Raw genomic sequence first — 25,804 nt, 5'->3', positions numbered from 1 at the left:
TCGCTCCAGCGCGGCTCCCCGGGTCAGCGGTCGAGCGCGTCGACGTGCGGAGAGAGCACCTCGGCGATCCAGCTCATCACCGCGCGCACGCGGCGCGGCACGCTCCTGCCGTGCGTGTGGAGGAGCGAGACCGGCATGGGTGCGCAGGTGAGGGCGGGCAGGACCTCGACGAGCGCGCCTGCGGCGAGGCTGCTTCCGATCCTCCCTGCCCGCGGCGCCTGGATGATGCCGAGCCCCGCCACGCACGCCGCGAGGTAGGCGTCGGCGCTGTTGACCGTCACCACGCTGCGCATCGGCCGCTCGCGATACGCGCCCTCGTGAGGGTACTCGAACGACGGCGCGTCGGCGCCGAGCGTCGACGCGTAATGGACGACGAGGTGCCGATCGAGATCCTCGAGCCGGCGGGGCGTACCGTGCTCGCGCAAATACGACGGGCTCGCGCAGTTCGCCATCCCCAGGGCGCCGAGCCTGCGGCCGACGAGCCCCGGGTCTCCCGGGGCGCCGATGCGCAGGACGCAGTCGAAGCCCTCGCGGAGCGGCTCGACGCGCCGATCGGTCGTGCTGAGGAGCACCTCGAGCCCCGGGTGGCGCGCGAGCAGCTCGGGCAGGCGCGGGATGATGACGTCGCACGCGAAGCGCACCGGCAGATCGATCCGCACGCGCCCGCGCAGGGCCCTCGCCGCCTGGAACATCGCGCCGACCTCGTCGGCCTCGAGCGCGAGGCGCCGCGCCCGCGGGAGGAGCTCCTCGCCGTCGGGCGTGAGGCGCACGACGCGGGTCGAGCGCTGGAGGAGCCGGGTGCCGAGCTCGGCCTCGAGGGCCGAGATCCGCAGCGACACGCGCGCCTTGGGCATGCCGAGGTGCTCGCCCGCGCGCGTGAAGCTCCCGAGCTCGGCCACCTTCACGAAGATCTTCAGCGATTCGAGGTCGATGCTCATTGTTTCGGCTAGCGAAACAGTGTGTCGGAACCCCGGGCCTTTCTCAACCGGGATCGGCTCGCTATCTATGCCCGCAGACAGCGGCGAGCGGCCGCGTCTCCACCGAAAGGACCCGACCATGAGCACATCGAAGCAGAGCCCCGTCGCCCTCGTCACCGGCGGGAGCCGCGGGCTGGGAAAGAGCATGGCGCTCCACCTCGCCGATCGCGGCGTGGGCGTCATCCTCACCTACCGCGGCGGCGCGGCCGAGGCGGCGGACGTGGTGAAGCAGATCGAGGCCAAGGGGGGCAAGGCGGCGGCCCTCGCGCTCGACGTCGCCGACACGCGCGGCTTCGGCGCGTTCGCCGAGACGGTGAAGGCGGAGCTCGCCGGCCGCTTCGGGCGCGATCGCCTCGATTACCTGGTGAACAACGCCGGCATCGGCGTCCACGCGAGCTTCGCCGAGACGACGGAGGAGCAGTTCGACGCGCTCGTGAACGTCCACCTGAAGGGGACGTTCTTCCTCACGCAGAAGCTCCTGCCGCTCATCGCGGACGGGGGGCGGATCCTCAACGTCTCGTCGGGGCTGGCGCGGTTCACGTTCCCCGGGTACGCCGCTTATGCCGCGATGAAGGGCGGCGTGGAGGTGCTCACCCGCTACATGGCGAAGGAGCTCGGGCCGCGGAAGATCTCGGTCAACGTGCTCGCGCCGGGCGCGATCGAGACCGACTTCGGCGGCGGCGCCGTGCGCGACAACGCCGAGCTGAACAAGATGATCGCCGCCCAGACCGCCCTCGGCCGGGTCGGCCTCCCGGACGACATCGGCGGCGTGGTCGCCGTGCTCCTCTCGCCCGAGAGCCACTGGATCACCGGCCAGCGCATCGAGGCGTCCGGCGGCATGATGCTCTAAGGCGCGCCCTGAAGGGGCGGCGGGAGACGCCGCCGCTTCAGGAAGTCCGGCGCGGGCGCGCCTTCGCGCCCCTCTCGGCGCGGGCGCCCGTCTCGGCGCGCGCGCCGGCGCGAGGCGCGGCGCTCGCCGGGGCGGCCTCGGGCGCGGCCGGGCGCTGCATGCGGGCGATCTCCTCCGCCATCAGCGCGGTCGCCTGCTCGAAGAAATCGCAGATGAGCCGCAGCTCGGCGAGCGAGTAGCGCGAGCAGAGCACCGCCCAGCGCTCGCGGAACGGCGCGAAGAGCGCGCCGATCTCGGCGTAACGATCGACCACCGGCTCGACCACCAGCTGCCGCCTGTCGCTCGGGTGCTTCACGCGGCGCACGAACCCCGCCGCCTCCAGCCGATCGAGCACCCCCGTCACCCCGCCCGAGGTCAGCCCGGTGAGCTGCACGAGGTCGCCCGGCGTGACCGGCCCCGCCTCCGCCGCCCGCCGGAGGACGTCGAGGTACTTGTGGTCGGTGCCCTTCAGCCCGAGGCGCTCGGCGATCGCCTGGTGAAGGAGCACCGACTGCGTGCTCAGCTCGCGGCCCAGCCGGTCGCCCAGGCTGTCGATCAGCTCGCTCACCTCCTTCGCGCTCGCCCGTTTCCCGGCCATCGCCTCTCGCCTCGATCCACCCGCACTCTACCCGAGCCGCCGCGGGCTTGACAATCCGCGCTAACTATCTTACTTACTAAGAGAGTTACATCGCAAGGAGAGTTCCCATGGATCGTTCGACCGACGAGGCGGCAATTCGGCGCCTGTTCGAGGCCCTGTGCGAGGCGTGGGCGCGCGAGGGCGCGAGCGCCGTCGACGCGTTTTACACGCCCGACTCCGACTACGTGACGTTCGACGGCTCGTGGCTGCGCGGCCGCGAGGCGAACCGCAGGACGCACGAGGAGCTCTTCGCCGGCGTGCTCGCCGGCACGCGCCTGGTCGGCGAGATCGAGAGCGTGCGCTTCCTCGGCCCGGACGCGGCCGTGGTCGTCAGCACCGGCGCGGTGCTGTGGCCCTGGCAGAAGACGGCGCCCCCGAGCCGGCGGTCGCGGCAGACGCTGGTGGTGGTGCGGGGCGACGACGGGCGCTTTCGGGTGGCGTCGTTCCAGAACACCCGGGTGCGGCCCCTGCCCCCGTCCGACAGCCTGTCCATGCGCCTCTTCGCGGCCGTGATGCGCTGGCGCCTCGCCCTCTGGCGACGTCGCCACCCCGAGGCCCTCGCGGCCTGAGCGCCCCGCGACGAGCGCCGCGACGCCGCGTGGCGCGCGCGCCGTGGTACGGGCGCGCGCCGTGGTACGGGCGCGCGATCCGTCTACGCGTCCTGCAAGGCCGGCATGACGCGCGCCGCGAACAGCGCCATCGCGCGCGTGACCGCGGCGTGCGGCAGCATCTCGCCGAAGTTGAACCAGGCGATGATGCGCCCCATGCCGAAGCGCGCGGCCAGCGCGCGCAGGCGCTCCACGCACCCCTCCGGCGTGTCGAAGACGCCCATCGACGCGTCGAGGCTCGCGAGCGTGGTGGCGCGCATCCCGGCGAGGAGCGCCAGCAAGCGCTCGCGGTCCGCCGGCACGGAGGCCGACTCCACCTGCGGCGCGAGCGCCGATGACACCATCGCGACGTAGCTCGCGACGCCCGGGGCGAGCTGGCGCTCGATCCCGGCGCGGTCCTCGGCCACGAAGAGCGGCATCACCACGGAGATGTCGTCGGGCGCCGCCGGCGCGTGGCCCGCTTCGCGGCGCGCCTCGCGGTACGCACCCAGGAGCCCGTCCAGCTTGGGGAACGGCGTCACGTGCGAGGCCGTCAAGACGGGCAGCCCCATCCTCCCGGCGAACACCGCCGTTTCCATCGAGTTGGCCGCCACGCGCACCGTCGGGCCCCGCGCCTGCACCGGGCGCGGGACGATCTGCACGCCGGCGACGTCGAAGTGCCGCCCCCGGAACGAGACGCGCTCCTCGCGAAAGGCCTGCAGCAGCAACGCCACGCCCTCCTCGAAGCGCGCGCGGCTCTCGGCGATGGGCACGCCGAAGCCGGCGAAGTGCGCCGGGTGCACGCCGCGGCCCACGCCCGCTTCCACGCGCCCTTCGCTGAGCACGTCCAGCGTCGCCAGCTCCTCGGCCGCGCGCAGCGGATGGGTCAAGGGCAGCTGCACGATGCCCGTGCCCAGCCGCAGGCGGCTCGTGCGCGACGCGACCGCCGCGAGGAACAGCGCCGGGCACGAGAGCACCGACACGCGCGGATCGAAGTGGTGCTCGACCGGCCAGATCGACTCGTATCCCAGCTCGTCGGCGGCGAGCGACGAGGCAAACGTGTCCCGATAGCGCTGGTGCACGTCCTGGCCCTCGGCGCAGGAGACCAGCTGATAGATGCCAAACCTCATGCCCGGCCCTCGTGCAAGGACAGGGCCGCTCCTCGTCGCGTGGATCCCCGCCTTGGTGCTGCCTCATGCGTAGGCGCGTGCACATCGGGCGGAAGAGACGTTTGGCGCGCGACGAGGAGGTCCTCGCCTCCGCTCAGCGGCGCCGCCCGGCGGGCCGCGCTTTCGCTCCGGCGCGATCGTGATCGTGGCCGACCGCGCTGCCGCGAACGGCCGGTAGATGTCTGCGACCTCCTCCGCCACGAGCGCCGCCTCGTCCGCGCCGATGGTCCGCGCGGTGTCGTCCGGCACGCCGTGCGCGCCGCCCACCGGGGCAGAGAGCGCTCGCGCGGCCGGATCTTCGCTGACCCCGGCGAGGAGCGCTTCAGCGTCCTTCGAAGGATCCGCCGGCGCGCAGCTCGAAGCGGCCAGGCCGACGACAAGCATGCTCAAGCTCGTGCTCTTCTTCATCTGACGCTCCGATCCATGGCCCCAACCAACGCGCACCGATGGCGCCAAATCGTGAGCAGCGCTCCCCTTCTGCCGTGGCGTTCGGGGGCTCAGCACGCTGGATCAGCCGACAGCTCGCCTCCAATGCATAGCGTTCATGCGCTCGGCGCAGCGGGCGCATCGTGCCAGACAAAGCTTCCTTGGTGGGTGACCTAACTGGCCGGTGACGCTGCATCGACCCGAGGGGCGCCTTGGGGTTGACCTTGCGGCGACGACCTCCTTGCACCGCGCGCCCGAGCCCCGGACGTACCGTGTGCGAGCTCCGCGAACGGTGTGGTCGGCGTCCTGAAGAGCTCGGTTCGCCATGGGTTCCGCGCATGGCGCGTACACCGTGGAAGTGCTAGTTTGCCAGTTTTGGCAGCCGTCCAGTTCTTCCGAGACGGCATGCTGCAATGTCGACCGCTCTCCGCACGCGCGCGCTGAAGGGGGCTTGGTGGCGCAGGTGAGCGCGGCGCACATCGTCTGTGGAGCGCGGCCTTCGTGAAACGTCCAGGAGGAGATGCGCACGATGAGACGAATGACCGGCGTGGTGTTCCTGTTATCCGCTGCTGCGTGCAGCGTCACCCAGGAGGGTGGGGGTTTGGCGGAGCGAGCGGGGGAAGGGCAGCTCGCCGTCGAGATCAGCGGGCGCGGGGTCGCGTCCATCCGCGTGGATGCTCGGGGGATGTCCCACGTGACCGCAGACGACGAAGCGACGGGCTACGGCGGCCTCTGCTATGCGATGGCGCGCGACCGGCTCTTCCAGATGGACGTGCTGCGCCGGAGCGCCAAGGGGCGCCTCGCGGAGATCTACGGGCCCGGCGACGGCGACAGCATCCTCGATCAGGATCTCCTCGCCCGCGCGCAGAACCTCTCGGCGTTCGCCGCGGCGCGCTACGCGGCGGCGGCCTCGCGGACGAAGCGCGCGCTGCAGGGCTGCGCGGCGGGCGTGAACCAGTACATCTCCGATGCGAGAGCGTCGAAGACCGGCCTGCCGCTCGAGTTCCAAGCCCTCGGCGTTCAGCCGGATCCCTGGACGCCCGAGGACAGCGTCCTCGCCTACATCTACGTGGGGGTCACCTTCGACACGCTGACGTGGTTCACCAAGCTCGAACGCGCCGCGGTGGCATCCGTCGCCGGGACGGAGGTCGCGACGACGCTGATCAAGGAGGCGGGGAACGAAGTATCGATGTTTGATGCGCAGGGCAACCTGAGCCCGATCTCGCAGTTCCTCGTGCCGCCCGGCCCGAGCGGGCCGGCCGCGACCATCATCAATCCGCCCCCGCCGGCGTGCCTCGCGGGCTCGCGCTGGCTCGCGGGGCGGTCCCTGGGCATGACGCCCGCGAGCGGGCGCGCGAGCAACGCCTGGGCGGTCGACGGGCACCTCACCTCGACCGGCAAGCCGCTCCTGGCGACAGACCCGCACTTCCCCCATGCGACCCCGTCCTCCGTCTACGTGGCTCAGCTCAAGGTGAGCGGGCAGTACGACGTTGCAGGCTGGATGGTGCCCGGCTTCCCCGGGTTCATCAGCGGCCACACGGAGAGCATCGCCTGGGTGCCTACTTATGCGCTCTTCGACAGCGTCGACCTGTACGTGGAGACGCTCCGCCCCGCGAACGGAGGCGGCGAGGAGGTGCTCGTCAACGGCCAGTGGAGGCGCGTCACCACGCGCACGGAGACCCTCCGCGTGAAGGGGCAGCCGGACGTGCAGCGGACGTTCCGCACGACGCCCCACGGGCCGATCCTCAACGATGGCCTGGAGGGTCTGGAGGCGTTCGGCACCCTCGCGCTCAAGTCGACCGCGGGTCAACCGGCGTGGAGGGTCGACGGATACTTCGAGATGCCGGCGGCGCAGACCTTTGCGCAGTTCCGGGCGGCGGCGCTGAAGCAGAGCATCGGGTGGAACTTCATCTTCGCGGATTACGCGGGCACCCACGGCCACATCGGCTACCAGCTCTCGGGGCTCGCGCCGCAGCGCGAGAGCCCGCTGAACTCGCTCTATCCGGTGCCGGGGACGGGCGGGCACGAGTGGACCGGATACGCGACCGACGCCGAGCTGCCCTCGGTCTACGATCCGCCGTCGCATCTCCTCGTGACGGCGAACCACCGGATCGTTCCGCGCGGTTACGCGCCGCAGGGCCGGCCGGTCCACCTGGCCAACTACTGGGACATGCCGTGGCGCGCGCAGCGGATCATCACCCGCCTCACCACGGCGACGGCGCCGCTCACGCCGCAGGACATGGCCTCGATCCAGCTCGACACGCAGACCACGATCGGGCTGCCGCTGCGCGACAGCTACCTGGCGGCGCTCGGGCGCGCCGGGCTGCCGGCGGACGATCCGAGCGCGGCGGCGGCCGCGGCGGCGCTGGCGCAGTGGGACGGGAACGCGGCGGCCGGCAGCCAGGGGGCAGCGGTGTACGAGATGCTCACGCTGATCCTGCTGCGCAACACGGTGAGGGACGTGATCGGTCCCGACGAGTACGCGTTCTTCGCGCCGAGCGTGTTCCTCACGAACCAGCTCGGCGGCTTGATGGATGTGCTCGAGGATCCGCGCGCGCCTTATTTCGGCATCAGCGCGGGCGTCGACCCGGGCGCCGCGCGGGACCAGGCCGTCCGCGCAGCCCTCGCCGAGGCGGACGCGATGCTCCGCGCGTCCCTCGGCTCGGACGTGAGCGCGTGGACCTGGGGCGGGATCCACGAGCTGACCTACAACCACCCGCTCGCGGGCGCGGACGCGCGGTTCGACATCGGCACCTTCCCCGCGACCGGCGACGTGGAGACGGTGAATATCGGCGGGTGGTTCGGGAAGGTCGGTATCCTGGCGCTCCCGCCTGGCGAGCTCGAGGAGGCAGGCGGGGTGCGCGCCGCGCTCGATCAGGACTCGCTGAGCGCGACGCGGATCATCTGGAACCTCGCGCCGCTCGACGGGTCGCTCGGGGTGATGAGCACGGGGATGAGCGGTGATCCGCGGACGTGCCGCTACGCGGATCACGCGGAGGCGTGGAGGGCGGGGCAGATCTTTCCGATACCGTTCACGTCCGCGGCGATTCCTTGAATCGAGGGGCGCCGCCGGCGCGCTATGCGGCCAGGAGCTTGTCGCGGAAGAGCTGGAGGACGCGGTCGAGCGCGGCGCGCGTCGGCTCGCCCGGCGCGTCGATCAACGCGCCGGTGAGCACCGAGTGATGCTTCTTGAGAGGGCCCTCGGGGTGACCGTCGGCTTGCTCCAGCTCCTCGGCGACGAAGCCGTCGCCGAGGCGCTCGCGCAGGAACTGGAACCGCTCCTCGGGCACCAGCGGATCGCCCTTGAAGCGGAGCCCGATGACCCGGAGGCCCTCCCGGTCGCAGCGCTGCGCCACCGCGTCGAGGGTCGCAGGCTCGCAATCGACGGATCGCCGCCGGCTCTCGGTGAGCCCGAGCGGGAGCGACGGCTGCGACATGACGGGTGCCAGCACCCGAGCGTCCGCCGCCATGGCGAGCGCGAACCCGCCGGTGAAGCACATCCCCACGACGCCGACGCCCGGCCCGCCGCAGCGCTCGTGCTCCGACGCGGCGAGGGCGCGGAGCCAGTCGACGACCGGCGAGGAGCGCCCCGTCGCGAGGACGGTGAACTCCTTGCTGACGCAGGCCTTGGCCATGGTCGAGAGCGCGTAGAGCGTGCCCGACAGCCTGGACGGCTGCAGAGGGTCGCGGCCGGCGGTCCCGAAGAGGTTCGGCAGCACGGCCGTGCAGCCGAGCGCCACGACCCGGTCGGCGAACCCGAGCACCTGGGGAGAGATGCCCGGCATTTCGGTCAGCACGAGGACCGCGGGGCCCTTCCCCTTCCGATAGACGTCGCGCGTCTCCCCGTGGTGCGTGACGCGCTCGCGTTGGAAGGTGGCGAGATCGCCCTCGGGCGCCTTGGGTTTGCTCGGTGTGGTCACGGCGTGACTGCATCACGGCGCGCGCGCGCGGTAAAGCCCGTCATGGCGGCGTAGCCGCGCGGGCGACACGGCGAAGATCGATTCGCCTCCTCGCCGGCGTCAGGCGCGGCGATGTCCCCTCGAGGCGCCCCGCGACGCCTCGCGACGTGCCCGAGCTCCCCGCCTATCCTCTCGCGCGCGGTGCTCCACCGGCAGGAGTGGAGCGATACCTCGACACGGCAGCCTCCACGCCCGATCTCGGGCTGCTCAGGACAGGGATCCCGAGATGTCGAACGAGCTCGGCAGCGGGAGCCATCGACGCCTGCGCCAACAGCACGAGATCGCTCGGGTGCGCGGTGGTCTCGATGGTCGTGGCGATCTCACCGATATAACCGGGGTGGTCACCCGCCTCGAAGAGCCGCCACGCGCGCTCGCAGAGCATCTGGACAACGTCGATCGAGCGCTCCGCGTCGGACGCTATCTGATGCAGCAACGCCACGGTCGGCTGCAATGTGCTCTGGAGCGCAGCCAGGACGACGATCCGGCGGCCGCTCGCGACGGCTTGCTCCGCCATCGGGCGATCGATCCGCATCACGACGCAGCCGTCGACGGGCACCGCCTCCGCGACGCCGCCGAGGGTCGAGCAGGTGCACACGATCACCCGCGCGCCGCCGCCGGCGAGGGCCTGGACGACCGCGGCCGTGGCCGACCTGACGCCGTCCGTGATCCCGCCGGCCGCCACCGCGTCCGCGAGGAGGCGCTCCTGGACCTCATGCCGAACCGGGATCGCGTCGTCCACCGCCCGGACGAGGCGGCTGAAGGTCTCGACGTGGACGCGGGCCGTGTGGATGAACGCGAGCATGCCTCTCCCTCGGGGTCACAGGGTGATGACGATCTTCCCGCACGCTCTTCCCTCCCCGAAATAGCGAAACGCGTCGGCGACCTCAGCGAGCGGGTAACAGCGATCGATGACGGGCCTCACCTTCCCCGCTTGAAACAGCTCCGCCAGGACAGCCAGCTCGTGATTTGCCTTCGCCGCCAGGATGCGCATCTTCTTTCGCTCGCTCCTCGAGATCCACGGACCGAGCAACAAGAGCTCGAGGATCCGACCGACGGAGCCCCCGAGCATCACGTAGGTTCCCCCCGGGCTCAGCGCGCGCGAATAGTCGAACATCGATCGATGCGCCGCGGCGTCGAGGATCAGATCGTACGTTCTCCCGTTCTCCGCGAAGTCTTCTCTCGCGTAGTCGACGACGTGATCCGCGCCGACCGAGCGCATCGTCTCGAGCTTCTCCGCCCGGTCCACGCCGGTGACCTCGGCGCCGAACGACTTCGCGATCTGGATCGCGAACGTGCCGACCCCTCCCCCCGCGCCGTTGATCAAGATCGTCTGCGCGGGCCGGATCGCCCCCTCATCGCGGAGCCCCTGCAGGGCCATGGCGCCCGCCTGGGGGATGGCCGCGGCCTGCTCGAACGTCATCCCGGCCGGCTTGAGCGCCAGCGCGCCCTCGCGGGCGCGCGCGAACTCCGCGAAGCCGCCCCAGCCACACTGGCAGAGATCTCCGAACACCTCGTCGCCCGGGCGGAACCGGGTCACGTTCTTGCCCACTGCCTCGACCTGCCCCGCGACGTCCGCGCCGGGGACCCTGTGCTTGGGCTTGAACAGGCCCCAGAAGCGGAAGACCACCGGCGTTCCGGTCACGAGATCCCAGTCCCAGGAGTTCACGGACGCCGCGCGAACGCGCACCAGCACCTCGTCGTCCCCGATCTCCGGCACGGCGATGTCCGCGAGCCTCAGCACGTCGGGCGCGCCGTACCGGTCGTAGACGATGGCCCTCATGTCGCCCCGGCCTGCGCGGCGAGGCGCGCCCCTCCGCGCAGCGGCGTCGGACCAGCCTCGATGACGGCCGGCGCGCATCGCGAGCGCGGCGTGGTGGGATGGCTCATGCCGACGATTCTAGTCATCTCCTCGCCACGACCGCCACCCGGCGCGGCGGGCCGGCACCGGCGGCGACCCGGGCTCGAGCGACGCGGCCGGGAACCTCCGGCCCACCCCGATGTCGATCGCCCCATCCCACGCCGGCGGTCCTGCGCGTTCAGGCGCGGCCCGCCGCGCCACGACCGGAGGCCCTCGTGCGAAGCTCCCTCCCCCGCGGCCGCGCTGCGCTCGCCGCGCTCGCCGCCCTCGTCCTCGCGCTCTCGAGCTGCGCCGACAGCGCCTCGCCGCCCGCCGCCCCGGGCGCGCACCGGCGCGGGCCCGACCCCGCCGCGTCGCGCGCCCAGCCCGCCGAGCCGGCCCCCGCCACCGCGGCGCGCCGCCCCGCGGCCGCGCCGATCCGGCTCACCGCCGCCGACGGCACGGGGCTGCGCCTCGTCGCCCTCACCGGCCGCGCCGTGATCGAGGCGCCGCTCGCGTTCACCGAGCTGCACCTCACCTTCGAGAACCCCGAAGATCGCGCGCTCGAAGGCACCTTCCGCGTCACCCTGCCGCCCGGCGCGAGCCTCGGCCGCCTCGCCATGCGGCTCGGCAAGCGCTGGCAAGAGGGCGAGGTCATCGAGCGACAGCGCGCGCGCGAGGCGTACGAGGACTTCCTCCACCGCAAGCAGGATCCGGCGCTGCTCGAGCAGGCGGCGGGCAACGAGGTGACCGCGCGGGTCTTCCCCATCCCGCCGCGCGGCGTGAAGGAGATCGTCCTCGCGTACTCCCAGGAGCTCCGCCCCGACGCCCCCTTCACCGTCCCGCTGCGCGGCCTGCCCGTCGTGAGCTACCTCGATCTCGAGGCCACCGTCGCGGGCGCCGCCGCGCCGATCCACGCGCTCCACCGGACGGACGAGGCGCCCGACGCCGACTTCGTGGTGGCGCCCGCGCGCCTCGCGCCGATGGAGGCGCGGGGCGGCCTGCGCAGCGGCGAGCTCGCGCTCGCCCGCGTGCGCCCCACGGTGGAGTCGCGGCCCGATCCGCTCGCCTCCGCCGTCGTCCTCGTCGACACCAGCGCCTCGCGGGCGCTCGATCTCGAGGAGCAGCTCGGCCTGCTCGCGGCCGTCGCGCAGGCGGTCGCGCGCGCGGGCGGCCCGGACGCGCCGCTCACCGTCGCCTGCTACGACCAGACCGTCGCCCCCGTCTTCGACGGCGCGGCCTCGGCGTTCGGCGCGGCGGAGCTCCGGCGCATCCGCGAGCGGAGGGCGCTCGGCGCCTCGGATCTCGGCCGCGCGCTCCGCTGGGCCGGCGAGCGCGCGCGCGCCCGCGGGCCGCTTCGCGTGGTGCTCCTCTCCGACGGCGTCGCCACCGCGGGCGAGGTCGCGCCGGGCGCCCTGCGCGGCGCCGCGGCGGCGCTGCGCGACGCGGGCGTCGAGCGGCTCGACGCGGTCGCGCTCGGCGGCCTCCGCGACGAGGCCGTCCTCCGGCAGCTCGTCACGGCGGGCCTGCCCCGCGACGGCGCCGTGATCGACGGCGCCCGCGGCGTCGCCGAGCTCGATCGGCGCCTCTCCTCGGCCACCCGCTCGGGGATCGCGGTGAGCGTCGAGGGCGCGCGCTGGGTCTGGCCCCGCACGCTGGACGGCGTGCAGCCCGGCGACGAGGCGCTCGTCTACGCCGAGGTGCCGGCCGAGCTGCCGGTCCGGATCACGGTGGACGGCCGCACCTCCGCGCCCGACCTCCGCGGCGTGGAGCGCCCCCTGCTCGAGCGCGCCTGGGCCCGCGCGAAGATCGACGGCCTCCTCGCCGGCGACGTCGCGCCCGGCGGCCAGGACGCCCTCCGCAAGCAGGTCGTCGACCTCTCGATCGCGCACCGGGTGCTGAGCCCGTACACCGCGCTGCTCGTGCTGGAGACCGAGGGCGACTACGAGCGCTTCGACATCCCCCGGCGCGGCCTCGCCGACATCCTGACCGTGGACGGCGGCCGCATCGCCGTGCAGAAGCGCTCGTGGCCGCCGGCCGAGAAGCCGCAGGCAGCCGCGCCGCCCGCCGGCCCGCGCGCCGACGACGCCGCCGGCGAGGCCGCGGCCCTGCGCCCGCCCCCCGCGCCGCCGGCGCCGCCTCCCGGCGCGCGCGAGGCGTCCTTCGGCGCGGGCGGGCTCGGGCTGTCGGGCATCGGCGAGGGCGGCGGCGGCCGCGGCGAGGGCATCGGCCTCGGCTCGATCGGCACCGTGGGCCACGGTGCCGCCGCGCCCGCGCCGTCCGCGGGCGCCGGCCAGGGCTTCGGCAGCGGGCACGGCCGCCTCGGCGGCCACCACCGCGCCGCGGCGCCCTCGGTCCGCATGGGCGTCACGCAGGTGAGCGGCCGCCTCCCGCCGGAGGTGATCCAGCGCATCGTCCGCCAGAGCTTCGGCCGCTTCCGCCTCTGCTACGAGCGCGGGCTCGAGCGGAGCCCCCGCCTGCAGGGCCGCGTCGCCGTGCGCTTCACCATCGACCCGAGCGGCGCGGTCGTGAACGCGCGCGACGGCGGCTCCGATCTGCCCGACGGGGCCGTGGTCTCCTGCGTGATCCGCGCCTTCTACGGGCTGACGTTCCCTCGGCCCGAGGTCGGCAGCGTCGACGTGGTGTACCCGCTCCAGCTGGCGCCTCCGGACGCCGCCGCCGCGCCGCACGCCGCCGCCGCGCCGCGCGCCGCCGCCGCGCCGCGCGCCGCCGCGCCGCCGCCGGAGCTGCCGGTCCAGCCGTACACCGGCCGCTTCGCGCGGGTCCACGACCTCCTCGCCCACGGCGACGCGCAGGCCGCGGCGCGCGACGCCTCGGCCTGGCACGCCGACGCGCCCGGCGACGTGCTCGCGCTTGTCGCGCTCGGCGAGGCGCTCGAGGCCGCGGGCGACGCGCCGGGCGCCGCCCGCGCGTACGGCTCGCTCATCGACCTGTTCCCGGCGCGCGCGGACCTCCGCCGCTTCGCCGGCGCGCGCCTCGAGCGCCTCCCGGCCGAGGTGGGCCTCGATCTGGCGGTGGACACCTACGAGAAGGCGCGCGAGCAGCGCCCCGATCACCCCTCCAGCCACCGCCTGCTCGCGTTCGCGCGCCTCAAGCGGGGCGAGCACGCCGCCGCCTTCGACGCGCTCGCGGCGGGCCTCGCGCGCCGCTACCCGTCGGGGCGCTTCGCCGGCGTCGAGGGCATCCTGCGCGAGGACCTCGGCCTCGTCGCCGCCGCGTGGCTCAAGGCGGAGCCGGCGCGCCGGCCTACCGTCCTGGCCCGGCTCGCGAAGGCGGGCGCCGCCCTCGACCGGGCGCCGTCGCTCCGATTCGTGCTGACCTGGGAGACCGACGCCAACGACGTCGATTTCCACATCCGGGACGACCGCGGCGGCCACGCCTACTACGAGCGCCCGACGCTGCCGAGCGGCGGCCGTCTCCACGCCGACGTCACCACCGGTTACGGGCCCGAGTGCTTCACCATCCGCGCGCCCCGGGACCGGCGGGCCAGCCGGTACACCCTGCAGGCGCATTACTATGCGCGCGGCCCGATGGGCTACGGCATGGGCAAGCTGCAGATCGTCGATCACGACGGCAAGGGCGGCCTGAGCTTCGACGAGCGGCCCTTCGTGATCATGACCGACCAGGCGTTCGTGGATCTCGGCGCGGTCGCGCGCTGACGCGGAGGACGCCGTCGACGCGCGGCGGGACGGTCACGCCCGGCGGAGGATGATCATGTCGTCGTCCTGGCTCAGCCGGTACGCGCCGTCCTCGGTCCTACACCGCGCGGCGTGCTCGCGGATCTTCTCGTCGAGCGCGCGCGCCTCGCCCTCCGTCATCGCGGCGAGCTGCTCGGCGGAGATGCAGTCCGCGAGCACGAAGAAGCGACAGAGCGTGACCATCTCCTCGAGCGTCTCCGCCGTGTAGGCGTTGTGGCTCCCCACCACGTCGAACGCGAGCTGCTTGTCCCGCAGCGTCTTGATGAGCACGGAGCTGTCGATGACCATCGACGTGAAATCGCGGTGCATCTCGTAGTTCTGCCCCCGATCGGCGCCGAGGACGATGGCGCAGTACCCCGCCGGCTTGGCGAACGAGAGCAGCCTGTCGATGAAGCCGCCCCAGTCCGCGAGGGGCACGTGGTAGAGCATGTGGGAGCAGAGGACGAGATCGTACCGGCGCGGCGACTCGAACCGTTCGAAGGTGTCGCGGAAGATCTCGGCGCCGGCCGGCGCGGACGCGCCGAGCTGCGCCTCGTTCGGCTCGATCAGGGTCATGGCGCCGAACCAGGGCGCGAGCCGCGCCGCGATGGCGCCGGGACCGGCGCCGACGTCGAGCAAGGACGGCCCTTCGGGCAGGTGGGGGACGATGCGTTGCCGGATTCCCTCCGCGATGTTCTCCGGGTGCCTGGAGGTCGCGGAGAGGAGGCGGAATGCGGTGGCGTAGTCCTGGGGCGACAGGGTGATCTGCATGGGGCATCTCCTTGGGCGAGGGGGGTTCGGTCTGGCTCGGGCGCGCTGTGAGGTGAGCGCGCGCGCCTCGGCAACGCGGAGGCTCGCGTGCAGCAGGCCGCGTCGCGGCCGCGGGCCTCGCGGAGAAAGGGTACTTGCGCGAGCCGCGATCGTCCCAGGGATCTGAGCGCAAACGAACAGCGAGCCCTGCCACGGGCCACGGAAGCCGGTCTTGTCCCACTTGCCAGTGTGGGTCGCGATCTCGAGCGTCCAGAGGTGGACCGTGTCACGGCGCAGCTTGACGCGCGCGCGCCGCCGCAGGCGCCCGCGCACCGGGGCGAAGCGCCTGGACACGAACGAGCCCGGCGCCACCGTCCCCAGGCGACGGCGGAGATGCGCCCGCGTCGCCGGAGGGACCGGTGCCGTCGGCACGTGCGGGGATCGGCGGGGACGGGGCAGCGGACGCCACGTTCCGAACATGGCTATTCCGCCCCCGGCAGGGAGACCCGAGAGGCCTTGGCCGGCGCTGCGCTGCCATGACGCGCTCCTCCTCGTCGAGCCCGGTCCGCTGGTCTCTCCGCGCAGCTCCCGTACGTCCGCTCTCGCGCGCCTGTCGACGCAACGATCTTGCCAGCTGCTCGACGGCACAGGGCGTGTTATCGTCGGCGCGCGATCGCTCTCGCTCCCCGTCGGTCCATGAGTCGAATCGACTGCCTCCCGCTCCTCGCCGCGCTCGCCGCGTCGATCCTCGGCGCGGCGGGCTGCCGCGGCCCTGCCCGCGATAGCGCGTCCCTGACACCCGGCCTGAGCGCGCCTCGGTCGAGATCGCCGGCCGTGGTCAAGGCCTTCTCGGGCAAGCTCCCCGCCGATCGAGCGTCCTCTGCGGGCCGGGGCCACCTCGACGGGGGCGGTAACGACGATTGCTGGGAGGGCCGCGAGAGCGGCGGCAGCGGCGCAGGCGGCGTGATCCTGACGATCCAGGCCCCCTGCGGCAGCCAGGCCATCACCATCGATACTACCTCGTCGTTCGGCGACTTCCTCGCGATGACGGCGCTGCCTCCGGCGCTCGCCGCGCGCCCTCGCCTCATCGATGGCGTCGTCGATCTGCTCTACGGTCGAGCGCACCTCAGGCGGCTCGATACGATCGATGGATCGTTCCGCTGGCTGATCGAGCACCACCTCGCGAAGCCAGGCCCGGAGAGTCCGCCCTTCGTGGATACGGCCCGGTACACGCCCGTCTGGTCGCCCGGCCCCCCGGCGCTACCCGAGAGCCAGGTCGTCGTCCTCGCCGAGCCCGGGCTGCGCGCCCTCGCCTCGTCGCTCGCGCCGGCGGAGGAGCTGGCTCCGCCGTCCCCGGCGGGCGCGCCGTTCGCGCTGCTCGCCTACTTCGCCCACAACCATCATCGATTGAAGCAAGCGGCGCGCTGCGGCCCGCTCGAGGTGTTCACGACCGATCACGGCGTCGTCGTGCACGACACAGACAAAGACGCTTCGAGCTGGGTCTACATCTCCACCGGGGTGACGAAGCTCCGCCACCCCAGCCTGGGCCGCGCGGCCTGCACCGACGGTCTTGTGCTCGTCGAGCGCGCGTTCGACGATGTGCGCGAGCTCCTCGTCGCCGCGCCCAGGGTCGGCGCGATCGGGCGGATCCCGCTCGAGGGGCGCTGGTCGCTCGACGAGCGCGCGCTCACCGTCGAGGACGAGGCGATCCCCCTCGGCGATCTCGCGGCGGCGCTCAGAATATCTTCATCGCCGTGATCATGCGATAGCTCTCGAGCACCTTGATGGCGTTCGAATACTCACGGTTGTTGATCCAGTCCGAGAGCTTGCGCTTGCCCTTGTATTTCTTGAGCTGCCCGTTGAACTCACCGACGTTGTAGTAGACGTACGTCCAGTACACGAGCTCGTCCTTGGTGGGGGCCGTATAGCCGTACGTCTTCACGTCCGCGAGGAAGAGCGCCCGGCGCCGCTTCATGTACGCCGAGAGGGCCTGCAGGCCCATCTTGAGGTCGGGGAATTGGGCGGATTCGACGGTGCGACCTTTCTCGTTCACCCGTGGATCGCGCGTGACCTTGGTCAGGTCGTAACCCTTGGGCAGATAGCCGGAGAGCGGCTCCTTCTTGGCGGTATAATCGGCCCAGAAATCGTCGGTGCCAACGTAGTCGAAGCCGGAGATGGTCTTGGTGGTGCTGACGCCCTTGAGCTGGGCCATCGTCGGATCGGCAGTCTTGGAGAGGCCTATCTCGTCCCGCACGTAGTCGACAAGCCCCTCCTTGAACGCGTAGCACCAGAGCTGGTCCGCCGGCATGTCCTGGTCCGCCACGGCGTAGATCACGTCCATCACCTGGGGAGGAGTGTTCTTGAGCCAGTACTTCGTCTGGGCACTGCCATGCTTGGCGCTCAGCGTGCTGAGCGGCGTCGTCAGCTGTGCGAAGAACGCCTTCTCATTGGCCTTGTACTTCGCCGTGCCGGCCGAGGCGCGTTCGTTGACCAGCCAGTCCCACTCCGCCTCGACGGCGGCGGATTTGGATGTGCCGAGCGTCGTGAGCGCGGAGGCGATCTTCTTCTTGGCGGCGTCGCGGTTGTACTCGACGCTCTTGCCTCTCTTGATCTCCCTGAGCGCGACCTTGATCACGTCGACGTCGGCCTTCACGTTCGCGTCGGGATCGAGCCAATCGGTGTGCGCCTTATCGACGGCCACCTCGCCCTTGGTCTTGCGCGCGATGGCCTGCGATCTGCCCGCGCCGAGGACGACATGGCTGAGCTCATGGGCAAGCAGCCGCATCCCTGCCGCGGTACCGGGAGCATACTCGCCGGCTCCAAACACGATATGGCGCCCGACGGTGTATGCTCGCGCCTGCACCGCGCGGGCCGCGTCTGACGCCTCGCCGTCCGTGTGCACCCGCACCTGGCTGAAGTCCTGCCCGAAGCGTGGCTCGAAAAAATCCCGCGCCGCCCGCGGCAGCGGCTCGCCCCCGCGCTCGGCGGCGCGCAGAGCAGCCCCCGTGTCCAGCGCCGCGCCCGTATGCGCCGCCGATACGTGCTCACGCTGAATCGTCTCCCTCTCCTCGCACGCCGAGCAGGTGCGCATGATCGCGCCCGGCGGAGGCCCGGCAGGCCCCGGCTCCGCCATCCGCATCACCTGGTCGGCCACCTCGTCCGCCTCGCGCTCGTACGGATCCCCGGGGACACTGACGGTCGCCTTGCGCTGGATCGGCGGCAGGACCGAGATGCGGGAGAAATCGAACTGAGGACCCGGGGCGACACGAGGAGATGCTTCGGTCTCCCCGTCTGCCTTCGAAGCTGCGCGCTCAATGCGTGACCAGGGGGCGCTCGCGGGCGCGGGCGAGCGCGGCTCAAAGGAGCGCTGCCTCGCAGGCTTCGGGGCAGGAGAAGGTGCCGAAGATGGATGCGGCTTCCGAGCGAACGTGAACATGGAGGAACGCTCCCCGTGGTCACGCCGAGCCTACCAGCTCGTGACGGGCGTGTCTACCGCGATGCTCCTGTCGCGAGCGCTGCCTGCCGCCTGTGCAGCGCTCAGCTCAGCAGGGTGCAGCTATACGTTAGGAAGGCTTCCGCCTGGTGCTACGTCGCGGTAATCGCAGGCGTTTGAGGTGTGGAAGGCCTGCCTGAACGCATCATGAGGAGGCGATTGCGCGACCGCGCGCGGGACGCCGCGGGGACGTGGGACGCGCGTGCGCGGCTGCGGAATCGTCCACTTGGACGGAGCCGCGCTGCGGCAGCTGCGGGGCGGGCTCAGTGGGCTCTAGGACACCGAACGGGTTGAAACCCCGAGAAAATGAACCACAGAGGCACAGAGGGCACAGAGTGAAGAGAATTAAGAATTCCTATTTCTTCTCTCTCCTCTGTGCTCTCAGTAGATGAATCACGCGCCGCCCTGCTCCCGGTCTGGACGCCCGCGCGCATGATCCGGACATGGGACAGCAGGCACGGCGTCCGCGCGGCGGAGCTCGCACCAGGAAGGGAAGCAGGGAGCAGCCGAATATCCTGATCATCATGGGAGACGACATCGGCTGGTTCAACCTGAGCGCGTACAACCGGGGGATGATGGGCTATGAGACGCCCCACATCGACCGCATCGCGCGCGAGGGGATCCTCTTCACCGACTACTACGGACAGCAGAGCTGCACCGCCGGGCGCGCCGCCCTCATGACGGGCCAGACGCCGCTCCGGACCGGCCTCACCAAGGTCGGCATCCCGGGCGCGAAGCGGGGGCTCAGCGACGAGGATCCCACGATCGCCGAGATCCTCCGGCCGCTCGGCTACGCCACCGGGCAGTTCGGCAAAAATCACTTCGGCGACCGCGACGAGCATCTGCCCACGATGCACGGCTTCGACGAGTTCTTCGGCAACCTCTACCACCTGAACGCCGAGGAGGAGCCCGAGCACCCGGACTACCCCAGGGACCCGAAGTTCCGGGAGAAGTTCGGCCCGCGCGGCGTGGTCCACAGCTGGGCCGATGGCCGCGGCGGGCAGCGGATCGAGGACACGGGGCCGCTCACCCGCAAGCGGATGGAGACCATCGACGAGGAGGTCCTCGCCGCCACGCTGGGCTTCATCGAGCGCGCGCACGAGGCGGAGCGGCCCTTCTTCGTCTGGTTCAACAGCACGCGCATGCACGTATGGACACACCTCAAGCCCGAGGCCGCGGGCAAGACCGGGCTCGGCGTCTACGCCGACGGCATGGTCGAGCACGACGGGCACGTCGGGAGGCTGCTCTCGGCGCTCGACGATCTCGGCATCTCCGGGGACACCCTCGTCATCTACACGACCGACAACGGCGCCGAGTCGTTCAGCTGGCCTGACGGCGGGACCACGCCGTTCAGGGGCGAGAAGAACACGCAGTACGAGGGTGCTTATCGCGTGCCTTGTCTCGCGCGCTGGCCCGGCGTCATCGCGCCCGGCCGGATCGACACCTCGATCGTCGCGTCCGAGGACTGGCTCCCCACGCTGGCCGCGGCGGCGGGCGTGCGCGACGTGAAGAAGCGGCTCCTCACGGGCTACCGCGCCGGCGGCAAGACGTTCCGGGTCCATCTCGACGGCTACGATCAGACGGCGCTGCTCTCCGGCGCCGGCCCGAGCGCGCGGCGCGAGTTCTTCTACGTGAATGACGAGGGGCAGGTCGTCGCCCTCCGCTACGATCGCTGGAAGGTCGTCTTCGCCGAGCAGCGCGCCCAGGGGCTCCTCGTCTGGCAGGAGCCTTTCGTGCCGCTCCGCCTGCCCAAGCTCTTCGACCTCCGGACCGATCCCTTCGAGAAGGCCGATCAGGGCAGCATCCTCTACGACAAGTGGCGCATCGACCACGCGTTCGCGATCATCCCGGCCCTCGCCTTCGCCAGGAAGTTCGTGGCCTCGTTCCAGAAGTTCCCGCCCCGGCAGAAGCCGGAGACGTGGAACCTGGACACCATCCTCCAGAGCATGCAGCGCACCTCTGATTGAACGACCGCCAGACATGACGGGGAGCATCTGTCAGGCCGCAGAATCGTGCTGAGGCCGATCGCCCTGGTCATTGGCCGGCAGGCGGCTGCCAAAGCTCTACCTTGTTTCCTTCTGGATCGATGACCCAGGCAAATTTGCCGTACTCGGAGTCGTCGATCTTCTCGAGGACGTTGCAGCCTTCTTCGCGCAAGACTTGAACGAGGGCGTGGAGGTCCTCGACCCGGTAATTGACCATGAACGTCGCAGCGCTGGGCGCAAATTGGTCGCCTTCTGCCGGGGCGATGGACCAGACGGTCGTGCCGGCGACCGGCTTCCCTTCGCCGTCGGTCCAGGTAAAGGCCGTGCCGCCCCACGCTTGGACATCGATCCCGAGGTGCCGCTTGTACCAAGCCTGCAGCGCCGGAGCGTCTTTGGCTTTGAAGAAGATGCCGCCGATGCCAGTAACTCGCTTCATAGAACCTCCGAGGACGGGTCGTGGTGGTGAGGGAGCGCGTGTCTTCTGCGGGCGAAGCCTGAGTCGAGCCGCACCGCGAAGCGGCGTCGGCGCGAACGGTCTGTCAGCCATCACTCCATGGGTTGGCGGATGATGGTCTTCCACTTGGCTGGGTCGGCGCGCCGTATGTCGCTCAGATACACCTCGTGGTGCTTTCCTGCGAGCGCCGAGCGCGCATCGATGAAATCGTGGACTCGCTGGATGGTCGGCCCTTCTTCCGTGAAGGGGCCGATGTGAAGTACCTGAGCGCAGGATCCTTCGGTGAAGCTCTCCAGCCTGAGGGCGTCTACCGCGCGGAGCGCCTTCTTTCGCCTCACCTCTGCCATGGCCGCGTGGATCACCGCATCCTCCACGAAATGAGGCTGCATGATCATCATCGTCCATTTCCACCTCGACCTATCGTTGGCGGTGAAGACGGACATGTCATCCGACCACCATAGGCCTTCGAGAGGCATGACCGCATAGTCGATCCCCTGCGACCCCTTCTTCACCATGAACTTCGCCGTGTAGGAGACGGAGAACAGCGCCTCCACTGCCTCGACGTACGCCTGTGATGTGTTGGGGTCCCCCTCGCCGTCGATCATGAGGAACTTGAATGTCGGCACCTCGACCTGAACCACCTCCTTCGCGGACGCCTGGTACAGATGCTTGAGCTCTCTCTTGAGATCAACCTTCGACACGAATGCACCTGAGGCTAGGCGGGGCGGCGGCTCACCGCTGACCCGGGAGGTCATAGACATTGACGCTAAGCCCCGCCGAGCACAGGTTCCGCTCGATGAGGGGCTCTATCTCGCTCCAGCTGCCTCCGGCCAAGCCTGCCCCGATGCGAGGCATGTGCACGGACGCGTCGCGCTGACGCGCGAAAGCGGCGACCGCCGCGAGCGCAGCGTCGATGGCCTCGTAGCGCACCGGTGGGACCCCGCCGCGCGCTCTCACGTCGTGCTGGCCGATCATGTTCGCGACCCACAACCTGGGCTCGACCTCCACGAGCTGCGCCTGGCCAAGCCCGAACGGCGGATCGGCGAGCTCACCTCGGTGCCAGCGGCGGTATTCTACCTCTGGCGCAGCCCAGCGCGCCGACAGCGCGGTCACGAAGCCCCGCCCCCAGCCGCCGACGTCATTGCACACGTGGGCGACGATCCGCGAGCCCTCGCCGACCGGCCTGGTAGCGTCGCCGACCACGTAGTTGATCGTTGTCATCAGTCCTCTGCTTCACCAGCGGGTTCGACGTCGCTCATGATGGGGGAAGCGTACCGCAAATTCGGCCGGGTCACGAGCGGGACCCACCTCGGCCCGGGTCATGGGCGACGGTCCGTGGCTCGCGAGGGCGGGAGGAGGAGGCCGCGGGGGCGGGCTCGGCGTGCGCGGCGCGGCGTCCACGGGGGGCGCCGGGGGAGGCTCGGGCAGGGCCGGCCGCTGCGGTGGCCGGCCGAGGCGGGGCCCGGACTGCGGCCCTGCCCTCGGCACGAGGCGCTCAGCCTCCGATCGCTCGACGCGGCGCTCGTGCTGCCTCGTCGACGCGCGCCGCCTTCGAGCCGCTAGAGCTCTTCCACCGTGCTGTGCTCGTAGTACTCGATCAACTCGCGGCCTGCCTGGCTCAGGCCCGCCTGGGCGTTGATGTACGGCAGGGCGTCTCGCACGGCCTTCATGGTGGTGGCGATCGCCTGGCCCTCACCCACGACGAGGGCCGTATGGTGCTCCACCGCCCGCTTGGGGTCGGTGACGTGGCGGAAGAGCTTCTGGATACGCGGAATGTGGACGCGACCGCGCGTGCCAAAGGTCTTGATGCGCTCCTCCGTCACGCGCCCCACGCCGCCATACATGAAAATGTTGCCCTCCCGCGCGTTGGTGCACGGACGCAAAAAAGCGCACGTGCCGGGCTTGAGATCGCCGTCGACCGCGCCCCAGCTGTTCTCCTTGCCCACCTCCTTGGCCAGGATCTGATGCTCCGTGATCCTGGCCCCGGGGTGCATGACGCTCTTGGCCCAGACGCCGCAATGAAAGAGGTCAACCTCCTCTCGGTCGTCGTCGAACATGTTGTTCCAGTCCCCCAGGACCGGAACCAGGCCGGACGCGCATTGCAGCATGTACATCCCCATCCAGCCCGCGATGTCCGTTTCACACGCGGCGGGCAAGAGCTTGTCCGAGAGCATGCTCATGCACGTGCACGGCATGACCCCGACCGTCCCGCCGATCTGGTACTTCTGCATCTCCGTCCAGCAGCGCACGGCGATGCCGTCCAGGTCGTTGTCGCGAATGAAGCGGTCGAAGACCACGCCCATCCGCGCGATGGCGTCCAGCGAAGACGGCGGGACATCGACCGCGCCGAAGTGGGCGCGGATCTCGTCGCGCTTGTCCGAGAGCTGCGCTGCATCGACCTGGCGCATCTGCCGATCCAGGGCGATCAGCTCCAGCCCCACCGTGCTCAACCCCATGTGCCCCAGGAGCTCCGTGGAGACGTGGGTGACCGTCTGGAAGGCGTCCGGCCCCGACCCCACCAGCCCCAGGCGAACGCCGCGGCCGCGACGCCGGAACTTGGAGGCCAGCACACACGTGGCATAGAACGCGTGCAGATCCCGCGCGAACTGGGCGGAGCGCACCGACTCGCAGTGCTTCGTCGTCAAGGTGTAGGGGTAGCCGATGTGGCGCAGGGCGTTGGCCGCGGAGAAACGGCCACAAGCGCCGTCGCGACGGCCCCGCTCCCCCATCCTCCCCTGGCCACGGACGTCCGGCTCCGTGTGGATCAAGACCGGGATGTTCAGATCCGCGAGGCGCAGGAAGTCCCGGATGCCGTTCTCATCCGAGAAATTGTACATCGAGCAGATCACGCCGATAGCGCCAGCGCCATCGACTCCCTGCCGATACTCCTGAGCCGCCCCCGCAGCGCGCTTGGCGTCCGCGTAGGACTCCACATTGCCTAGATCGACGTATTTGACGTGCTCTCCGAGCAGCGCCTCTACGACCCCGGCCGTCGCCCGCGCGCCCTCCACCGCGAACTCTGTGGGAAAGAACCCCCGGTTGCCCATGAAACCCAGAATGACCGGCTTGCGCGTCTCCATCGCCAACCTCTTTCCACGTCCGACGCGGTCCGCGGACCGCCCTCGATTTGTCCAACTCCCCTGTACCTGCCGCCACCCGCGACGATGGACGAGCGCGCCCGTCCAGCCCAGGGGCTTGGCGCGCGTCCGCGGCGGACGGGACAAGCAACCGTGTTCCGCAGGGTCAGGGCTCTCGGAGCCGACCTGTAACGGCAGGATGAAGCTCGTCGCCGTGATCTTCTCGAAGAACGGCGGCGAGGGTGGGGGCGAGCTGAAGCGGCGCCTAAGACGCCGTTCGCTCGCGCGCCCTATCGAATTACCGAATCCACCGATTGACGATGTTTTCGTACAGCTCCTGTTGACCGCTCGTGAGCTTGACCTCACCACCAGCGTTGCCGATCTCGGCCAGCTGCTCCAGCGTCAACTTGCCCTGCTCGAACTCTGCGCCCTTGCCGCCGTCGAACGACGCGTAACGAGCCTTGCGCATCGACTCGAGCGGCGACTTGCGGATCAGGTCGTCGGCGATGATGAGCGCGCGGGCGAACACGTCCATGCCGCCGATGTGGCCGTGGAAGGTGTCGATCAGATCCGTCGAGTTGCGGCGGCGCTTCGCGTCGAAGTTGACGCCGCCGCCCTGGAACCCGCCGCTGCGGAGCAGGATGAGCATCATCTCCACCGTCTCGTTGACGTTGTAGGGGAACTGATCGGTGTCCCACGCGTTCTGATAGTCGCCGCGGTTCGCGTCGATGCTGCCGAGCATGCCGGCGTCCGCGGCCACCTGCATCTCGTGCTCCATGGTGTGACCAGCGAGCGTCGCGTGGTTCGTCTCCAGGTTGAGCTTGAAGTCCTTGTCCAGGCCGTGCTGGCGCAGGAACCCGATCACCGTCTCGGCGTCGAAGTCGTACTGGTGCTTCGACGGCTCCATGGGCTTGGGCTCGATGAAGAAGGTCCCCTTGAAGCCCCGGGCGCGCGCGTAGTCGCGCGCCATGGTCAAGAAGCGCGCGAAGTGCTCCTTCTCGCGCTTCATGTCCGTGTTCAGGAGGCTCATGTACCCCTCGCGGCCGCCCCAGAACACGTAGTTCTCACCGTTCAGCGCGATGGTGGCGTCGAGGGCGTCCTTCAGCTGAGCGCCGGCGTAGGCCACCACGGAGAAATCCGGGTTCGTGGAGGCGCCGTTCATGTAGCGCGGGTTCGAGAACAGGTTCGCCGTGCCCCACAGCAGCTTGACGCCCGACTGCGCTTGCTTCTGCTTGGCGTACTCGACGATGCCCTGAAGGCGGCGCGACGTCTCGGCGCGGCTGTCGCCCTCCTCCACCAGGTCGATGTCGTGGAAACAGTAGTGCGTCGCGCCCAGCTTGGTGATGAACTCGAAGTTCGCGTCCATCTTCATGCGAGCGCGGGTCAGCGGGTCCTTCCCCTCGTCCCACGGGAAGTTGATCGTCCCCGGACCGAACGGGTCGTGCCCGCGACCACAGAAGGTGTGCCAGTAACACACGGCGAACTTGAAGTGGTCCTTCATGGGCTTGCCAGCGACGACGCGGCTCTCATCGTACCACTTGAAGGCGAGGGGGTTGTCGGACTCAGGCCCCTCGTAGGGGATCTTGCCGACACCGGGGAAGTACTCTTTGTTTCCAATCACGACGGTCATGGCGGCTCTCCTGCTCGTGGCTTGCGTGCACCTTCGTCAGACCCTGACCAGGCGCACCACGGGGTTGACGGATCATCACGGCGGCCTTCCACGGCCTGCATCACGTGGTCCGAGAGTAAGTTAGCACTATTTACTAAGTCAGTCCAGCCCTTTGATCGGCGCTTCGTCGCGCGCTTCGTTGCGCGCCGCGCAAGCCGCCGCGTCGGCGCGCCATAGCTCGCCCCGACCGGCCAGCG

The 25,804-nt window shown here is 70.7% G+C and carries 20 protein-coding genes; 6 read left to right on the top strand and 14 right to left on the bottom strand.

Features of this window, described 5'->3' with window-relative positions; translation table 11 throughout:
• Positions 1-23 precede the first annotated feature (23 nt).
• Positions 24-938 carry a LysR substrate-binding domain-containing protein gene (locus WMF33_RS01455; protein WP_437335459.1) on the bottom strand — a complete coding sequence of 305 codons (915 nt, stop codon included), beginning with the start codon at positions 936-938 and terminating at the stop codon, positions 24-26.
• Positions 939-1,056: 118 nt separating this feature from the next.
• Between WMF33_RS01455 and WMF33_RS01450 the strand changes: the two genes are divergently transcribed.
• Positions 1,057-1,827 (top strand): SDR family NAD(P)-dependent oxidoreductase, encoded by a 771-nt coding sequence (locus WMF33_RS01450; RefSeq protein ID WP_437335458.1) that lies wholly within the window; start codon positions 1,057-1,059, stop codon positions 1,825-1,827.
• 37 nt (positions 1,828-1,864) lie between these two features.
• On the opposite strand, the gene WMF33_RS01445 is transcribed toward WMF33_RS01450, so the two are convergent.
• A complete protein-coding gene (locus WMF33_RS01445) occupies positions 1,865-2,464 on the bottom strand; it encodes a MarR family winged helix-turn-helix transcriptional regulator (protein ID WP_437335457.1) in 600 nt (199 codons plus the stop codon).
• 107 nt (positions 2,465-2,571) lie between these two features.
• Here WMF33_RS01445 and WMF33_RS01440 point away from each other — a divergent pair, with 107 nt between their 5' ends.
• The gene (locus WMF33_RS01440) at positions 2,572-3,072 is read left to right on the top strand and encodes an SgcJ/EcaC family oxidoreductase (RefSeq protein WP_437335456.1); all 501 of its coding nucleotides are present in this window, start codon (positions 2,572-2,574) and stop codon (positions 3,070-3,072) included.
• 83 nt (positions 3,073-3,155) lie between these two features.
• Here WMF33_RS01440 and WMF33_RS01435 read toward each other — a convergent pair whose 3' ends face one another.
• Positions 3,156-4,220, bottom strand: a complete 1,065-nt coding sequence (locus tag WMF33_RS01435; protein ID WP_437335455.1) for an LLM class flavin-dependent oxidoreductase — start codon at positions 4,218-4,220, stop codon at positions 3,156-3,158.
• A 63-nt stretch (positions 4,221-4,283) separates the two neighbouring features.
• Positions 4,284-4,667 (bottom strand): hypothetical protein, encoded by a 384-nt coding sequence (locus WMF33_RS01430; RefSeq protein ID WP_437335454.1) that lies wholly within the window; start codon positions 4,665-4,667, stop codon positions 4,284-4,286.
• Positions 4,668-5,214: 547 nt separating this feature from the next.
• Here WMF33_RS01430 and WMF33_RS01425 point away from each other — a divergent pair.
• A complete protein-coding gene (locus tag WMF33_RS01425) occupies positions 5,215-7,740 on the top strand; it encodes a penicillin acylase family protein (protein WP_437335453.1) in 2,526 nt (841 codons plus the stop codon).
• A gap of 22 nt (positions 7,741-7,762) precedes the next feature.
• Here WMF33_RS01425 and WMF33_RS01420 read toward each other — a convergent pair whose 3' ends face one another.
• From WMF33_RS01420 to WMF33_RS01410, 3 genes are all read right to left on the bottom strand, one after another.
• Positions 7,763-8,605, bottom strand: a complete 843-nt coding sequence (locus WMF33_RS01420) for a dienelactone hydrolase family protein (RefSeq protein ID WP_437335452.1) — start codon at positions 8,603-8,605, stop codon at positions 7,763-7,765.
• Between the two features lie 163 nt (positions 8,606-8,768).
• Entirely contained in the window at positions 8,769-9,446 is a 678-nt protein-coding gene (locus tag WMF33_RS01415; RefSeq protein ID WP_437335451.1) for a hypothetical protein, read from the bottom strand.
• Positions 9,447-9,461: 15 nt separating this feature from the next.
• Positions 9,462-10,424: an NAD(P)-dependent alcohol dehydrogenase gene (locus tag WMF33_RS01410; protein ID WP_437335450.1), complete on the bottom strand. Its 963-nt coding sequence runs from the start codon at positions 10,422-10,424 to the stop codon at positions 9,462-9,464.
• A gap of 293 nt (positions 10,425-10,717) precedes the next feature.
• On the opposite strand from WMF33_RS01410, the gene WMF33_RS01405 reads away from it, so the two are divergent.
• A complete protein-coding gene (locus tag WMF33_RS01405) occupies positions 10,718-14,161 on the top strand; it encodes an AgmX/PglI C-terminal domain-containing protein (RefSeq protein ID WP_437335449.1) in 3,444 nt (1,147 codons plus the stop codon).
• 33 nt (positions 14,162-14,194) lie between these two features.
• Here the strand turns inward: WMF33_RS01405 and WMF33_RS01400 are convergent, their stop codons facing one another.
• Positions 14,195-14,950, bottom strand: a complete 756-nt coding sequence (locus tag WMF33_RS01400; protein WP_437335448.1) for a class I SAM-dependent methyltransferase — start codon at positions 14,948-14,950, stop codon at positions 14,195-14,197.
• 675 nt (positions 14,951-15,625) lie between these two features.
• Here WMF33_RS01400 and WMF33_RS01395 point away from each other — a divergent pair.
• Positions 15,626-16,687: a hypothetical protein gene (locus WMF33_RS01395; RefSeq protein ID WP_437335447.1), complete on the top strand. Its 1,062-nt coding sequence runs from the start codon at positions 15,626-15,628 to the stop codon at positions 16,685-16,687.
• Here the strand turns inward: WMF33_RS01395 and WMF33_RS01390 are convergent.
• The gene (locus WMF33_RS01390; RefSeq protein WP_437335446.1) at positions 16,665-18,365 is read right to left on the bottom strand and encodes an eCIS core domain-containing protein; all 1,701 of its coding nucleotides are present in this window, start codon (positions 18,363-18,365) and stop codon (positions 16,665-16,667) included. The genes WMF33_RS01395 and WMF33_RS01390 overlap by 23 nt on opposite strands.
• Before the next feature lie 500 nt (positions 18,366-18,865).
• Between WMF33_RS01390 and WMF33_RS01385 the strand changes: the two genes are divergently transcribed.
• Positions 18,866-20,389: an arylsulfatase gene (locus WMF33_RS01385; RefSeq protein WP_437335445.1), complete on the top strand. Its 1,524-nt coding sequence runs from the start codon at positions 18,866-18,868 to the stop codon at positions 20,387-20,389.
• 67 nt (positions 20,390-20,456) lie between these two features.
• Here WMF33_RS01385 and WMF33_RS01380 read toward each other — a convergent pair whose 3' ends face one another.
• From WMF33_RS01380 to xylA, 5 genes are all read right to left on the bottom strand, one after another.
• Positions 20,457-20,843: a VOC family protein gene (locus WMF33_RS01380; RefSeq protein ID WP_437335444.1), complete on the bottom strand. Its 387-nt coding sequence runs from the start codon at positions 20,841-20,843 to the stop codon at positions 20,457-20,459.
• A gap of 110 nt (positions 20,844-20,953) precedes the next feature.
• On the bottom strand, positions 20,954-21,562 hold the full coding sequence (locus tag WMF33_RS01375; protein ID WP_437335443.1) for a GyrI-like domain-containing protein: 609 nt from the start codon (positions 21,560-21,562) through the stop codon (positions 20,954-20,956).
• A gap of 31 nt (positions 21,563-21,593) precedes the next feature.
• On the bottom strand, positions 21,594-22,082 hold the full coding sequence (locus tag WMF33_RS01370) for an Appr-1-p processing protein (protein WP_437335442.1): 489 nt from the start codon (positions 22,080-22,082) through the stop codon (positions 21,594-21,596).
• A gap of 338 nt (positions 22,083-22,420) precedes the next feature.
• Entirely contained in the window at positions 22,421-23,941 is a 1,521-nt protein-coding gene (locus WMF33_RS01365; RefSeq protein WP_437335441.1) for an L-fucose/L-arabinose isomerase family protein, read from the bottom strand.
• Positions 23,942-24,236: 295 nt separating this feature from the next.
• Positions 24,237-25,568 (bottom strand): xylose isomerase, encoded by a 1,332-nt coding sequence (xylA, locus tag WMF33_RS01360; protein WP_437335440.1) that lies wholly within the window; start codon positions 25,566-25,568, stop codon positions 24,237-24,239.
• Positions 25,569-25,804: the final 236 nt, after the last annotated feature.

It is taken from the genome of Sorangium sp. So ce394, assembly GCF_051474665.1.
GTDB lineage: Bacteria > Myxococcota_A > Polyangia > Polyangiales > Polyangiaceae > Sorangium > Sorangium cellulosum_D.
This window is presented reverse-complemented; position numbering and strand designations above follow the sequence as displayed.

What these genes read in the sequence shown, in the direction of transcription:
- WMF33_RS01450 (WP_437335458.1), top strand. Translation starts at nt 1,057, where the DNA reads ATGAGCACATCGAAGCAGAGCCCCGTCGCCCTCGTCACCGGCGGGAGC.
- WMF33_RS01410 (WP_437335450.1), bottom strand. Translation starts at nt 10,424, where the DNA reads ATGAGGGCCATCGTCTACGACCGGTACGGCGCGCCCGACGTGCTGAGG.
- WMF33_RS01415 (WP_437335451.1), bottom strand. Translation starts at nt 9,446, where the DNA reads ATGCTCGCGTTCATCCACACGGCCCGCGTCCACGTCGAGACCTTCAGC.
- WMF33_RS01455 (WP_437335459.1), bottom strand. Translation starts at nt 938, where the DNA reads ATGAGCATCGACCTCGAATCGCTGAAGATCTTCGTGAAGGTGGCCGAG.
- xylA (WP_437335440.1), bottom strand. Translation starts at nt 25,568, where the DNA reads ATGACCGTCGTGATTGGAAACAAAGAGTACTTCCCCGGTGTCGGCAAG.
- WMF33_RS01445 (WP_437335457.1), bottom strand. Translation starts at nt 2,464, where the DNA reads ATGGCCGGGAAACGGGCGAGCGCGAAGGAGGTGAGCGAGCTGATCGAC.
- WMF33_RS01390 (WP_437335446.1), bottom strand. Translation starts at nt 18,365, where the DNA reads ATGTTCACGTTCGCTCGGAAGCCGCATCCATCTTCGGCACCTTCTCCT.
- WMF33_RS01370 (WP_437335442.1), bottom strand. Translation starts at nt 22,082, where the DNA reads ATGACAACGATCAACTACGTGGTCGGCGACGCTACCAGGCCGGTCGGC.
- WMF33_RS01365 (WP_437335441.1), bottom strand. Translation starts at nt 23,941, where the DNA reads ATGGAGACGCGCAAGCCGGTCATTCTGGGTTTCATGGGCAACCGGGGG.
- WMF33_RS01440 (WP_437335456.1), top strand. Translation starts at nt 2,572, where the DNA reads ATGGATCGTTCGACCGACGAGGCGGCAATTCGGCGCCTGTTCGAGGCC.
- WMF33_RS01435 (WP_437335455.1), bottom strand. Translation starts at nt 4,220, where the DNA reads ATGAGGTTTGGCATCTATCAGCTGGTCTCCTGCGCCGAGGGCCAGGAC.
- WMF33_RS01425 (WP_437335453.1), top strand. Translation starts at nt 5,215, where the DNA reads ATGAGACGAATGACCGGCGTGGTGTTCCTGTTATCCGCTGCTGCGTGC.
- WMF33_RS01395 (WP_437335447.1), top strand. Translation starts at nt 15,626, where the DNA reads ATGAGTCGAATCGACTGCCTCCCGCTCCTCGCCGCGCTCGCCGCGTCG.
- WMF33_RS01430 (WP_437335454.1), bottom strand. Translation starts at nt 4,667, where the DNA reads ATGAAGAAGAGCACGAGCTTGAGCATGCTTGTCGTCGGCCTGGCCGCT.
- WMF33_RS01380 (WP_437335444.1), bottom strand. Translation starts at nt 20,843, where the DNA reads ATGAAGCGAGTTACTGGCATCGGCGGCATCTTCTTCAAAGCCAAAGAC.
- WMF33_RS01385 (WP_437335445.1), top strand. Translation starts at nt 18,866, where the DNA reads ATGGGACAGCAGGCACGGCGTCCGCGCGGCGGAGCTCGCACCAGGAAG.
- WMF33_RS01400 (WP_437335448.1), bottom strand. Translation starts at nt 14,950, where the DNA reads ATGCAGATCACCCTGTCGCCCCAGGACTACGCCACCGCATTCCGCCTC.